This window comes from Blautia sp. MCC283, assembly GCF_018785565.1.
In the GTDB taxonomy this organism is placed as follows: Bacteria; Bacillota; Clostridia; order Lachnospirales; family Lachnospiraceae; genus Blautia_A.
The window spans coordinates 68,040-81,400 of sequence record NZ_WQQB01000068.1 but is presented as its reverse complement, the minus strand read 5'-3'; the positions used below and the strand labels follow the sequence as shown (position 1 = coordinate 81,400).

Sequence of the window (13,361 nt, the reverse complement as noted above, 5' to 3'; positions counted from 1 at the left end):
TGCTCAGAGTAATTTCACTCCGGCATTCCTCAGTATGTTCACAATGGTATCATCCGGAAATTCATCGGTAATGATCCCACTGATATCATCAAAATGTGTATATTTATAAGATTCGTTAAAATAAAACTTCTCTCTCTCCATAACCACATATTTATGTCTGCTGCTCTGCACTGCCGCCTTCTTGGTCAATCCATCCTCCACTCCGGATGTAGTAACTGCAAAATCTGTCATATCCACGCCACAGCTTCCCAAAAATGCCCGGTCAAAGCTGTACTGCTTGATCACCTCAATGGCCGCAGCTCCCATAAATCCATTCACCGAACGGTACATAGTTCCCCCTGTACCTATGGCCGTGATAGACGGATTCGCAGCAAGGATCTGCAGGATATCGATCATATTGCTGACAACCACAACATGCATGCCCGACGAAGCGATAAGCCTTGCCAGCTCTATATTTGTAGTGGAAACATCCAGAAAGATCGTTTCGTTATTTTTGATCAGCTTAAAGGCTTTCGCAGCGATCACTTTCTTCTTATCAAGATTGTACATACGCCTGTCTACTACGTTTCTCTCCAGAGGATACTCCTGTGACAGGATCGCTCCGCCGTAAGTCCTCTTTAATCTGCCTGCATTTTCAAGGATCTTGAGATCCTTGCGGATACAGTCCTCCGTAACCTGAAACATCTCGCTTAATTCTTTGACCCTGACTTTTCCTTTTTCGCGGAGACATTTCTCTATTGCATTCTGTCGTTCTTCTGTAAACATGTTCCTATCTCCTCTTCCCTGATTTTTCTATAAATAATCATCTATAAAAGTTCCAGAAATCAATGCTCCGCAAAACAATATCCGGCGCATTGATCTCTGGAAAGTCTGTAATTTCAGTATAACAGTTCGGTATCTTACTGTCAATTATTTAGTATTATTTTTTATTGTTTTATCGTATTTTGACCAAATCAAGTAAGTTCCATGATTCAATTGCGAACATCCACTTGCCCCTGTTCCGGAAATCCCTTACAAAGCTGCAAATATCCCCCTGACTCAAAGCCACATGTTCTCTTGCGAAATTATAAAGGTCAATAAACATTGAAAATATTGAATAACTTATGGGGACTTGCCTGTACTCTTCCGAAACAGACAAGTCCCCACAGTTCCATAACAAATATCCAGTTATGAGCAGATAAAATCAGATTTTTACTATCTGCACATATATTCATCCAGCTCTCTGATAAATTTCCCCGGCATCTTTCTCTCAAATGGGAAAACCTCCGCATTCCCCAGTTCATCTGCAATACATCCCAGAAGGATCGCACTTCTCTCCAGCGACCAGGCAGACAGCAGATCAATGGTATCGTAACGGGTATGCATGCCAAAACCATCCCGGTTCAGAGTCATGGCCGGAATTCCCTTCCATGCAAAAGAATTGGAATCACTTCCCCAGATCTGATTCTTCACAGACGCTCCGATCCCTGCTCCGTCAGCGATCTCAAGAAGCTTATCACAAACAGAAGCCTCTCCCGTCACTCCCAGAACATTTCCTCCGATCAGCTGCCCGGCCAGATCTACATTCATATTAAAACGATGCGCTCCAAGCTCACTCTCATGAACTCTGATATAATCCCGGCTGCCCAGCAAGCCCTTCTCCTCAGCACCAAACCACACAAACTCCATAGTCCTGCGCGGTCTGTACTGCTGAAAATATCTGCAAAGCTCCATGATGATCGCCGCTCCGGCCATATTATCATAGGCCCCCGGTCCCTCCGGTACCGAATCATAATGCGCCGTAAGCGTTAAAATCTCATCTTTCTTATCCGTACCTTCAATCCTCGCCACTACATTTCGGGATGTACAGGCCGTCACTTCCTGTTCTACAGCCAGACAAACCACAGCTGCACCCTCCGTCACCAGCTCCACCGCATCTTTATAATGAAGATTCGCACCCGGGATCCTACCACTATATTTTTCCTGCATCTCGTGAATATCCTCTGAAGACTCCGACAATCCTTCTATCTCTCCTTCTGCATTTCCCGGAAGGATCATCGGCAGGCTACGCTGACAGGGAACCCTGTCCACTCCTTCATCCAGCGGAGAACCCTCCACACTGACAAAACCAACAGCCCCGGCGCTCACCAGTCTCTGATACACATCACCACTCACCCGGCCATTCACCATAACGATCTTACCCTTCGCCCGGGAAAGACTGACAGCATCTCCATTCTCCACATACAAAAAATCCGCTTTCAGACCTTCTGCCCCAGTATTTCCACATCTTCCATACCCGGTCACCACATACTCCTTCTGATAAGGCTCCACAACCTTAAGCACCGCCCTGTTGATCCGAAAACCCCAAAAAGAAAACTCCTCCATCCAATTCTTCACTCCGAAGCTGTCCAAAGTATCCCTGATCATCTTCGCCGCCTTCACTTCCCCAGCAGTACCCGCTTCTCTGACAAAATCAAACCCGGCCAGAAACTCCATCTGCCGCTTACCACTGATTTCCTTCGTATTCATAACCCCACAACCTTTCTGAATTTTATCTAAGTCCCCACCCACTGCTTATTGCTTTTCGCAACCCCGCAGGAGACTTACTTGATTCGGTTAAATTATACACTATTTTTCTTCAAAAAAACTGCCCGCAGCTATTTTTCAGCCAACCCAACCAAAAAATCTCCGCAGACAGTTTATATTTCATATCAGTAAATCATTTATATCTATATCCTAAGCCACAAACGAACCAACCGCAGCCGGAGCCCGGTAATCATAGTCGGAAACCTTAATCCCTGTAGCTGCTGTACTGGCGTGAACGATCTTGCCATCACCAATATAAAGAGCCACATGATCAATACCACCATCACCATAAAAAACCAGATCACCAGCCTCAATATCCGAAACATCCTTCTTCTCGGAAGCCGCACACTGAGCCGCAGCAACACGAGGAAGCTCATACCCAAACTCCGCAAACACTGACATCACAAACCCCGAACAATCCGCCCCGTTAGTCAGACTCGTACCACCATAAACATAAGGATTCCCCACAAACTGCAGCGCAAAATCCACAATCCCCTGCCGCATCTCCAGACGCACCTCCTCAGCAGCCTTCCGCTCCTCTTCCGCCTTACGCGCAGCCTCAGCAGCCGCTTCAGCCTCAAGCCTCTCCTGTGCGATCACCTCAGCCTCAGCCTTCGCCTCCTGATACCCCTGAACCTCAGAAACCGTCTTATCCGCCAGAGCACTGGCAAAAGCAGAAATAGAATCCGCTCCATCCGAAAAACCATCCTCAATGGAAAGCACCTCCACATCCCCATCAGACACAGCACTGACACCATCCACATCCGCAAAAACAACAGAAGGAACCACACCCACAAGAACAGCACTCAGAACAACAGCAGCAAATTTCTTATAAAACATAAACAATAAAACTCCTCTCAGAAAACCACGCAGCAACACAATACATCCATTCAGACAGAGATTCACAATCCACTTCGCCACGCTCCTCGCTCACTAATTTGTTACAATTTTATTAATTTTGTTACGCAAGTGTGTATCCTACCATAAAAATCCCCACCTGTCAAACCCTTTCACAAAACCTTCACACACCAATCAGCCATCCAGCACAGCGACGATGGCACATCCCTCACCTTCAGACCACAGGAAACTCAGCCTTTCCTCCCAGCCATCCAGCGCAGCGACGATGGCACATCCCTCACCTTCAGGCCACAGGAAACTCAGCCTTTCCTCCCAGCCATCCAGCGCAGCGACGATGGCACATCCCTCACCTTCAGGCCACAGGAAACTCAGCCTTTCCTCCCAACCATCCAGCGCAGCGACGATGGCACATCCCTCACCTTCAGACCACAGGAAACTCAGCCTTTCCTCCCAGCCATCCAGCGCAGCGCTGATGGCTCATCCAACTCCCGGGAATCCACTCAATCCTCCAGCCCTCATCAATCCCACACTTCCGCCAGAAGCCCCACACAGCCACCACTACCTCCCGCCCGGAATCGAACAGCCGGGGAGACGGGTGCCGGTTGGCTACGACTCTGCAGGAGGGGAGCTGATTCTTGGCTGGCGGAAATCTGCGTTGTTTTTAAAAAGTCCGCTGTCTGAGCGGCAGCAAGCCGCGAGTTCGGACTTTTTAAAAACGGTTTTAGCAGAATTCCGGCAGCCTAGAAGCCAGCCCCCGACGAAGCCCGGAGCAAACCGGCACCCGTCTCCACGGCGTCCGTCATCCGCCATCCGCCCTCCACCCTCCACCACAAAAAAAGAGCGCCCCGCAGCCCATCCAGACCACAAAGAACGCTCTCCTAATTCCATCAGCTTACAATCATACACTATCACCTACGATCAGCATACAATAATCCCATACGATCGCATCAAATATAACTCATAAACCCCTTCCCAACAACCTCACTACTCTTAGTAACCATCAAAAACGCCTGCGGATCCACCTCATCAATAAACCTCTGCAGCAACACCGCCTGCCTAACATCAACAACCGTCAAAATAATCTTCTTATCCTTATGCGAATAAACCCCCTCCCCATGATAAACCGTAGCACTCCGCTCCAACCCATTCATAATAAACTCACAGATCTCATCCGGCTTACTGGAAATGATCGTAAAATACTTATTCAGCTTCATCCTCTCAATAGACTTATCGATCATCAACGTCTTAGCCATAAGCCCCAGCACAGAACAAAGCCCCGTAGTAAGATCAAACACCATAAACGAAACAACAACGATCACACAATCCACCACAAACAACGCACCCGAAATATTCATCGTAGAATACTTCTTAATGATCATCGCCACAATATCCGTGCCACCACCCGAAGCATTCTCAAAAAACAGCAGCGCCGCAGCCAACGCCGGCAAAATGATCGCAAAACAAAGCTCCAGCATAATATTCCCCGTCAGCGCCCTGTCCATAGGAAAAGCCTTCTCAAACACATTCAGAAGCAAAGAAGAAACAACCGTAACATAAGCCGTCTTCACTCCAAAATCTCTGCCAAGAATAACAAACCCGATCACCAGCAAAATAAGATTGATCACCAGGTTGATCTGCGCAGACGTCATCGGAATAAAATGCGAAAACACAACCGCCATACCCGAAACACCACCAAAGGAAAAATTATTCGGAAACTTAAACACATAAATCCCCACATCCATCAGAACAACAGCAAATGTGATAATGATATACTCCATCACACGCTTCGGTATCAGATTTTTCATTAAAAAATATCCTCCTGATCTCCTCAAAAAATTTTCACTGGGAACTACCGGTCAAAGCCGGCAATCCCCTCATCCTCTTCGTTTATCATACCTTATATCACAGAAAATGAAAATAAAAAAAGACAGAGAAAAATACATTTCCCTGTCTCTTATGTCAGCGATCACGATCGCCCACAGCTTACAGCCCGAAAAACCTCTCCAGAAATTCCGCCACACCATCATGATCATTATCTCCGGTCACCTCATTGGCGGCATCCTTTACATACTGTTTGGAGTTGCCCATGGCAACACCAATGCCCGCACCCTCCAGCATTTCCAGATCATTCTCATTATCTCCGAAAGCGATCACATGCATCCGGTCAATACCAAGCTTTGTGCGGAGCATGGCAAGACCCACACCCTTGTCCACACCTGCAGCATTAAACTCCGCATTGCCGCTGATGGAAGTGGTCACTGCCACATCATCCAGATCCTTCCATTTCTCGCGAAGTTCCCTGCTGTTCTCCATATCATCAAAATAAATATTGATCTTCTCTGCCTGATCCAGAATATCTTCCTGATGATAAAAATCCTTAACATATTTATGTCTGCTGAGAAAATAATCCACAAAGGTTTTCTCCAGCAGATCTTTGTCCGCTACAGATGCCACATAATCTCTGACATCCGCATCGGAATAGGCGATCCCATTTGCATAAGCCTCTGCGATCCAGCCTTTTGCACCGCTGTCTTCCACATCCTTCAGGATCTTACTTACCATTCCTTTTGGCATGGTTTTTCGCCAGATCATCTCATTTTTATCGTAGTCCCAGACAACACAGCCGTTTTCCACGATTCCCCATTTCACACCCCGGAGCACAGAAAACTCCTGGGGGATCAGCTCTCTGGTCCTTCCGGTTGCCGGTACCACATAATGTCCGTCATCGATCAGCCGCTGCAGAACATTTCTGTTCCTCTCGGAAATCTTATTCTCACTGTTCAGAAGAGTTCCGTCCATATCCACTGCAATGATATATTTTTCCATAATTTCCTCCTGTTTGTCTTTTCCTCACAGGCAAAAAGCGCATCTGCACTGCACCCGGATATCCTTTGGCAGTACAGATACGCACAAATACTCATACCTGCTGTCTGTAAAGCAGACACTTTTCTTCCGCTTTACTACATATACAACAGCTCAGGAATTACCGGATCCTCATCATAAACGCCTCATATGGCCTTAAATCCGCTTTGATCCCTGTTCTGTCCTTATAGTTTGTGATCTTAATGTCCTCTTTATCGGACACATATTTCACAAGACCTTCTGTACTTACCGTATCCTCAGAAAGGTTTGCCACCACGATCCACTGCTCTTTGTCAGAAGTTCTTAAATATGCAAAAATCTTCTCATCTTCCGGAAGAAGAAGCTGATAGTCACCTTCTGTAAGAAGTTCTTCCCCATGACGCAGGCGGATCAGATCTTTATAATAATAAAACACAGAATCATTTTTTTCCAGAGCTTTTTTTACATTGATCTCCTGGTAACGGTCAGAAAGGCGGAACCATGGCTTGCCGGTTGTAAATCCTGCATTTTCGCTGTCATCCCACTGCATCGGAACTCTGGCATTGTCACGGCTCTTGTTCCATACAGCCTTGCGGAAATCATCTTCAGAGATGGTTTTGTTCTTAATAACAAGATCCTGGTATGCGTTACGCACCTCGATATCCTCGTATTCATCCAGCGGGAACTGTACATTTGTCATACCGATCTCCTCACCCTGATATACATAAGGAGTTCCCTGCATGCCGTGGAGAACAGTAGCGTAAGCTTTTGCACATTCCTCACGGTAAGTGGTATCATTTCCCCATCTGGAGATCACACGTGGCTGGTCATGATTTTCGAAGTACAGAGCATTCCAGCCTTTATTGTAAAGCTTGTTCTGCCACTCAGACATAACACGTTTCAGATTACGGAGATCAAAAGGCTTCAGTGCCCACTTGCGATTTACAGAGCCTGGAATACGGTCGATGTTCATATGCTCAAATGTGAAGATCATATTCAGCTCCTCACGCTCCGGATCTGTAAACAGTCTTGCAACCTCCGGTGTGGAGCCCGGCGCCTCACCTACCGTCATACAGTCATATTTTGAAAGCACCTCCCGGTTCATCTCATGGATAAACTCGTGAAGTCTCGGTCCGTTGCTGTGATATTTTCCTGTGTAATACTTACGGTCATCAGTCTTCGGGTAATCCGGGAAGGACTGATCCTTGGAGATAGACGCGATCACATCCATGCGCCATCCATCAGCACCTTTATCCATCCAGAACTTCATCAGATCATAGATTTCCTTACGGACAGTTTCATTTTCCCAGTTGAGATCCGGCTGCTTTCTGCTGTAGAAATGAAGGTAATACTGGCCACGCTCTTCGTCATATTCCCAGGCACTTCCGCAGAAGCTGGAACCCCAGTTGTTTGGCTCACTGCCGTCTGCTTTCGGATCCTTCCAGATATAATAATCACTGTATTTGCTGTCTTTTGACTTCCGGCTTTCCACAAACCATGCATGCTCATCGGAAGTATGGTTGACAACAAGATCCAGAACGATCTTGATACCATGCTCATGAGCTTTTTGGATCAGCTCATCCATGTCCTCGTTACTTCCGAAACCTGCATAGATCTTTCGGTAATCACTGATATCGTAACCGTTGTCGTCCTGTGGGGAATCAAAAACAGGGCTGAGCCAGATCACATCGATCCCAAGGTTCTGAAGGTAGGGGAGTTTTTCAATAATGCCCTGGAGATCGCCGAAGCCGTCTCCGTTGGAGTCCTTAAAGCTTCTTGGATAAATCTGATATACAACGGAATTCTTCCACCAATCTTTCATTTCTTATGTCTCCTTTATTTTGCATTGAGCAGATATTTATAATCCGTATTTGCTGCTTATTTATATCCGGTCAGGTGTTCTTCAACTGCCCTTTTTGCGGTCAGTTATTTCGATATAACTTTTTTTAGGCTTTTTTATAGGCGGACCCTATACGGCCCGCCTTTTCATAATTCTGATCTTTATTCCTTATCCTTAAGGCTTATGCAATTCCGAGAAGAGAGAGAAGGATGCTCAGGATGATAACACCGATGATCAGAACTGTGATGCTGACATTTTTCTTTTTCAGCAGATAGTAACACAGAAGAGTCAGTCCAAGGGGAACAATGCCGATAAAGATCTGGTCCAACATGTTCTGTAGATTCAGAACAGATTCACCCTTCATGGTGAGTTCATAAGTGGAGTTAAAGGTTACCATGCTGGCAGTCATACCGCCGACCATGATCAGACCTACAATGCTGGCAGCCTTTGTCAGGATGTTCATAAGACCGCTTGCATAAACCTTCTGGATGTATTCGGAACCAAGCTTGTAGCCCAGGAAGGTTCCGTAATATTTCACAAGAATAGACGGAATGTTGAAAAGAAGCAGGAACACGATCGGTGCCAGAACGTTTCCGGATGCACCAAGTCCTACTGCGATTCCGGCTGCGATTACACGGAGAACGCCCCAGAAAATGGAATCACCGATACCGGCCAGAGGTCCCATCAGGGAAGATTTCACCGCATTGATGGAGCTTGCATCAAAATCCTTCTGCTCGCTGTTTTTCTTCTCCATGGATGCCACAAGACCCATGATGAATGTAGATAAGGTGATGGTTGTATTGAAGTAAGACATACATCTTGTGAGGGCAGCTTTTTTGCCTTCCTCATCGTTTTTGTAAAATTTATTGATAAAAGGCATCAGGGAATAGCAGAAGCCGGAAGCTCCCTGTTTTGCCGGGCTTACTGCCGCATACAGAGTAAAGGAACGCCAGAACGCTTTTCTCAGCATTTTTCTTTCATCTGCAGGAATGGATTTCGTTAAATTACTCATGAGAAAAATTCCTCCTCTTCTTCGTCAAGATATTCGTCAGCGCTACCGGCCGGTGAAACTGCTACTCTCTGTGCTGCAAGCTGATTCAGCTTGTAATCGTTCATACCAATGGAAATGGCAATGATCACACCGATCACGGCAAGGGCGATCAGCGGAAGGTTTAAGTATGCTGCAAGGACAAATCCCAGGAAGTAGAACATGCAGATCTTGTTGTCCCAGAGCATTTTCATCAGCATCGCCATACCTACTGCCGGAAGAAGTCCACCGCAGACGGTCAGGCCGTTCATAACAACATCCGGGATCGCATCCAGAAGTGCGCTGACTGCGTCAGATCCGAACAGGATTCCGAAGAATGCGAACAGGGAATACAAAAACCAGTTTACAGCCCAGAGTCCGTAATGAAGGGCGATAATCTGTTTCTCCTTGCCCTCTGCTGCCAGACGGTCGAAAGTTTTTGCAAACATACCTACAATAAAGATGTAGAGAACGGTCTTGATCTGAAGACCAAGGATACCAATTGGAAGTGCCAGTGTCAGGGCTACCTCAGAACCTTTGCCCAGCATGATGGCAAAAGCAGTTCCTACGGCTGTGGCGATTCCGGGTTCTGCCGCGGAAGCACCTCCGATGTTTACAACTCCCATAAATACGGCTTCCAGTGAAGCTCCGATGATCACTCCTGTATGAAGATCTCCAAGAAACAGACCTACCAGCGGTCCGATGACGATCGGACGGTTCAGCATGGTAAATCCGATCAGCTCTGCACCGCCGACACAAATAAATACGGCAAGTGCTACAAGAAATGCGTTTAACATTTTTTCTTTCCTCCCTTTTTTGTTACGTTTTACTTATTCAGTGGATACTCACATTCCACGATCTGCATTCAGATAATTATTACGTTCATTCTTTTTGATATGCGTCAGTTTAATTTATCCAGCACATCCTTCACAAGCTTCTGCTCATCATTCGGTACCTGCTGCATACAGGTCTTCGGTTCAAGGGCAACCAGGTCTTTCAGTGCCTGCTGCTCTGCTTTTGTCAGCATGATGGTCGGTGTCAGGACAAGTTTCTCGGAAACATCGATTCCGTCGAAACGTCCGGTATTTCCTACATTGAGAAATCCGATTTCGCCAACGCTCTGTCTTATTTTCAGGGCATCTTTTACGGTTCTTGTAAGAACCAGAATACGCATCCTGGATGCTTTCGGATTATTTAAGATACGGATGGCTTCATCCACCGGTTTGATCAGGGATTTGATTCCGCCCGGTACTGCCATTTTCAGTGCCATCTTCTGGGTATTGTCGTTGGCTGCCTCATCATTGGCTACTACGATTCCCTGTACTGCCAGCTGTTTGGTCCAGGTCATCGCAACCTGTCCGTGGATCAGACGGTCATCTACACGAAGTGCGGTAATCTTTGCTGTGGAATTGTCGTAGGACTGCGGGGCCGGTGCTTTTTTCGGTGCGGATTTTTCTACATCCGGCGCGGCGGTCTGCGCTGTGATTTTTTCTCCCTGTGCAATGCTTTCTGCATCATGTTTTCCCGCTGTGGATTTCTTTCCACCGCCCAGGTCTACCACCTGAAGTTCCTCTCTGGCATCATCGATGAATTCCTGGATCTCTTCCTCCGTCACATCGTCATCTGCCATCATTACCTGCATCAGCACCGGAAGGTTGGTTCCTGTGATCAGCGTAACATTTTCTTTCTGGCTGTATCCCAGAAGCTTCTGATTTACGCTTCCTCCCATCAGATCTGTGAAAACGAAAATCCTGTCGTTTTCATGCTGTGCGAAATATTCTTCAAACTTTTTCTCCACATTGTCTTCCGGTGTTACGTAAGCGTCGATAGTTGTGAGCTCGGCCATTTTTCCAACGATCAGTTCTGCTGTGTAACGGATACCGGAGGCCATTTTTCCATGTGTAGCGATCAGAATCTGTTTCATCTGGTATTCACTCCTTCTGTACTCTTTCCCTTTGGTTATGTACCTAACCTTTATGTCCACACTATAACATCAAAGGCAGATTATGTAAATAGGTTATGTACATAACCTATTATTGTGACAAGTTCGAATTTACGGTTTTGTGCAGGTTTCACATAGAAAATTTTACCAAAAAAGCCGAAAATACTCTGGCTGTCAGATACTGACAGTTCCCGTATATTTCGGCTTTTGACATTTTTATTCTGTTTAATTCTCATCCTGCGGCTGTACCGACTTCCTGGGGATCAGGGTGACCGGAAGTTCGATCTGATTCTCACGCTCTTTCTCCACACCGTTGATCCGCTCCATCAGGATTTCCACGGCAAGGGAAGCTTTCTGCTCCACATTCTGGCTGATGGTAGTAAGCCTTGGCACGGAAAATTCCGCATAGCTGATATTATCGTATCCCGCGATTCCGATTTCCTCCGGGATCTTTACTCCACGGCTGCTGAAAAAGCTGATCGCCTCCAGTGCATAAAGGTCTGACAGGAAAAACAGCGCAGTCTTCGGTTTTTTCCGCTGGATCAGCCACGCATAGCTTTCTTTTCGTTTGGCGTAGTTCATTCCAAGAGCGGTAAACTGCACCTTCTGTTTTTTTCCCGCAAATTCTTTTGCTGCACGCTGGGCACCCATGTAACGGAAATGATCCACACCATTGTCACGGCCTGCACAGACCTGGATATGCTCATAGCCACATTCCAGGAGATATTTTGTCATAAGGTAGCCGCCGCTCTCGTCATCCAGTCCAATATTCAGGACATGGTTTTCCTGGCCTGCGTCAAGCTCACCGTAAGCATCAATGGAAACGATGGGCTTGTTGATCAGCTGGTAGATTTTTTCGCAGTTACTTTTACTGAAAGAAATGGCAATGACGCCGTCCACATCCCAGCCCATGACCATCTGAAAGATCTTGTCCGTATCCTTTGCAGAATAGAGCATCAGATAGTAGCCAAGTTCCTGCACGTACTTCTCAATAAAACCGATGATCTTCCCATAAAAAGGATCTCCGATAACAGAATCCTTGAAGTCTTTATGATGATTGATCACAACTGCGATCAGCTGGGATTTCTCCTTATTCAGAACTCTCAGTCCCATTTTCTGGACATATCCCATCTCCCGGATAAGATTCTCGATCTTCTGAATGTTGGCAGGAGATACTTTTTTTGTTTTTCCATGTATGACGTTGGAAACAGTTGTTGTACTTACACCTGCTCTCTGCGCGATTTCCTTAATGGTTGCCATTGTCTGTCCTCCAGAGATATTTCTGTGCGGAAGCCACTGCATTGGCTCCGTCTGAAACAGCAGTTACTACCTGGCGAAGTGCCTTGGTTCGGATATCTCCCGCTGCAAAAACCCCAGGTGCGCTAGTAACACCTTCTTCTCCTGCACAGATATATCCGTTCTCATCCAGCTTAAGCTGGTCTTTTACAAGTGCCGTACTGGGAACAATGCCCACTGCGATAAAGACACCGTCTGCTTCCAGTTCCCGTTCTTCCCCGGTTTTTACATTGCGGATCTTAAGACCTGTCACTTCCTCCTGTCCCAGGATCTCCTGGGGAATGCTGTCCCACACCATTTCTATATTTTCGCAGGCAAAAACCTTCTCCTGAAGAGCCTTATCCGCCCGAAGCGTATCACGGCGATGGACAAGATATACTTTTTCACAGAGGCCGGAAAGAAAAACCGCATCTTCTGCAGCCACGTTTCCGCCACCAACTACCACTGCAATCCTGTCCTTGTAAAAAGCTCCGTCACAGGTAGCACAGTAGGAAACTCCAAGACCGCCAAGGTCATCTTCTCCCGGAATATCCAGCTTCCGATGCTCCGCCCCAAATGCAAGGATCAGTGTTTTTGCCTGGTATTCATGCTTTTTTGTGCGGATCGTCTTAATATCTCCGGAAATATTTTCCAAAGAAAGGATCTTCTCGCGCTGCGGTTCCAATCCCAGTTTCCGGGCATGCTCCCCGAAGGCTTCTCCCAGATCCATACCTGAGATTCCCGGCATTCCCGGATAATTATCCACCTCATAGGTAGCTGTGATCTGACCGCCCGGTGCGAAATTTTTATCGATCCATATGGTATTTAATCGGGCCCTTGACGCATAGATCGCCGCCGTGATCCCTGCCGGACCTCCGCCTAAAATTGCAAGATCATAGATATCGCTCATGTTATTTCTCCATAATTTATCGGCTTTTTTCTGTATTTCCGTTCACATAATATCATAGATTCCGTAATTTTCCAATATGATAGAACAAAGCATCCTGCTGAAA

At 46.6% G+C, this 13,361-nt stretch carries 11 protein-coding genes; all 11 read right to left on the bottom strand.

What is annotated here, in order from left to right; all coding sequences use genetic code 11:
• Nucleotides 1-3: 3 nt before the first annotated feature.
• Entirely contained in the window at nt 4-765 is a 762-nt protein-coding gene (locus GPK81_RS16110) for a DeoR/GlpR family DNA-binding transcription regulator (protein WP_215707353.1), read from the bottom strand.
• Nucleotides 766-1,194: 429 nt separating this feature from the next.
• On the bottom strand, nt 1,195-2,508 hold the full coding sequence (locus GPK81_RS16105; protein WP_215707352.1) for a M28 family metallopeptidase: 1,314 nt from the start codon (nt 2,506-2,508) through the stop codon (nt 1,195-1,197).
• Between the two features lie 207 nt (nt 2,509-2,715).
• Nucleotides 2,716-3,405, bottom strand: a complete 690-nt coding sequence (locus tag GPK81_RS16100) for a C40 family peptidase (RefSeq protein WP_215707351.1) — start codon at nt 3,403-3,405, stop codon at nt 2,716-2,718.
• 965 nt (nt 3,406-4,370) lie between these two features.
• Complete coding sequence (locus GPK81_RS16095) at nt 4,371-5,228, bottom strand: YitT family protein (protein WP_021651178.1); 858 nt, start codon at nt 5,226-5,228, stop codon at nt 4,371-4,373.
• A gap of 178 nt (nt 5,229-5,406) precedes the next feature.
• Entirely contained in the window at nt 5,407-6,249 is an 843-nt protein-coding gene (locus tag GPK81_RS16090) for a Cof-type HAD-IIB family hydrolase (RefSeq protein WP_118071700.1), read from the bottom strand.
• Between the two features lie 157 nt (nt 6,250-6,406).
• The gene (locus tag GPK81_RS16085) at nt 6,407-8,086 is read right to left on the bottom strand and encodes a glycoside hydrolase family 13 protein (RefSeq protein ID WP_215707350.1); all 1,680 of its coding nucleotides are present in this window, start codon (nt 8,084-8,086) and stop codon (nt 6,407-6,409) included.
• Nucleotides 8,087-8,285: 199 nt separating this feature from the next.
• Nucleotides 8,286-9,116 carry a PTS system mannose/fructose/sorbose family transporter subunit IID gene (locus GPK81_RS16080; protein ID WP_215707349.1) on the bottom strand — a complete coding sequence of 277 codons (831 nt, stop codon included), beginning with the start codon at nt 9,114-9,116 and terminating at the stop codon, nt 8,286-8,288.
• The gene (locus GPK81_RS16075) at nt 9,113-9,928 is read right to left on the bottom strand and encodes a PTS mannose/fructose/sorbose/N-acetylgalactosamine transporter subunit IIC (RefSeq protein ID WP_021976997.1); all 816 of its coding nucleotides are present in this window, start codon (nt 9,926-9,928) and stop codon (nt 9,113-9,115) included. Before GPK81_RS16075 ends, GPK81_RS16080 begins: the two co-directional genes overlap by 4 nt.
• 104 nt (nt 9,929-10,032) lie before the next feature.
• Nucleotides 10,033-11,055 (bottom strand): PTS mannose/fructose/sorbose transporter subunit IIAB, encoded by a 1,023-nt coding sequence (locus tag GPK81_RS16070; protein WP_215707348.1) that lies wholly within the window; start codon nt 11,053-11,055, stop codon nt 10,033-10,035.
• A gap of 243 nt (nt 11,056-11,298) precedes the next feature.
• Nucleotides 11,299-12,333 (bottom strand): LacI family DNA-binding transcriptional regulator, encoded by a 1,035-nt coding sequence (locus GPK81_RS16065; RefSeq protein WP_021976995.1) that lies wholly within the window; start codon nt 12,331-12,333, stop codon nt 11,299-11,301.
• Nucleotides 12,320-13,258: a thioredoxin-disulfide reductase gene (gene trxB, locus GPK81_RS16060; protein ID WP_021976994.1), complete on the bottom strand. Its 939-nt coding sequence runs from the start codon at nt 13,256-13,258 to the stop codon at nt 12,320-12,322. Before trxB ends, GPK81_RS16065 begins: the two co-directional genes overlap by 14 nt.
• Nucleotides 13,259-13,361: the final 103 nt, after the last annotated feature.

Coding starts and splice junctions, on each gene's coding strand:
- GPK81_RS16065 (WP_021976995.1), bottom strand. CDS start 12,333: ATGGCAACCATTAAGGAAATCGCGCAGAGAGCAGGTGTAAGTACAACA.
- trxB (WP_021976994.1), bottom strand. CDS start 13,258: ATGAGCGATATCTATGATCTTGCAATTTTAGGCGGAGGTCCGGCAGGG.
- GPK81_RS16085 (WP_215707350.1), bottom strand. CDS start 8,086: ATGAAAGATTGGTGGAAGAATTCCGTTGTATATCAGATTTATCCAAGA.
- GPK81_RS16075 (WP_021976997.1), bottom strand. CDS start 9,928: ATGTTAAACGCATTTCTTGTAGCACTTGCCGTATTTATTTGTGTCGGC.
- GPK81_RS16110 (WP_215707353.1), bottom strand. CDS start 765: ATGTTTACAGAAGAACGACAGAATGCAATAGAGAAATGTCTCCGCGAA.
- GPK81_RS16070 (WP_215707348.1), bottom strand. CDS start 11,055: ATGAAACAGATTCTGATCGCTACACATGGAAAAATGGCCTCCGGTATC.
- GPK81_RS16100 (WP_215707351.1), bottom strand. CDS start 3,405: ATGTTTTATAAGAAATTTGCTGCTGTTGTTCTGAGTGCTGTTCTTGTG.
- GPK81_RS16105 (WP_215707352.1), bottom strand. CDS start 2,508: ATGAATACGAAGGAAATCAGTGGTAAGCGGCAGATGGAGTTTCTGGCC.
- GPK81_RS16095 (WP_021651178.1), bottom strand. CDS start 5,228: ATGAAAAATCTGATACCGAAGCGTGTGATGGAGTATATCATTATCACA.
- GPK81_RS16090 (WP_118071700.1), bottom strand. CDS start 6,249: ATGGAAAAATATATCATTGCAGTGGATATGGACGGAACTCTTCTGAAC.
- GPK81_RS16080 (WP_215707349.1), bottom strand. CDS start 9,116: ATGAGTAATTTAACGAAATCCATTCCTGCAGATGAAAGAAAAATGCTG.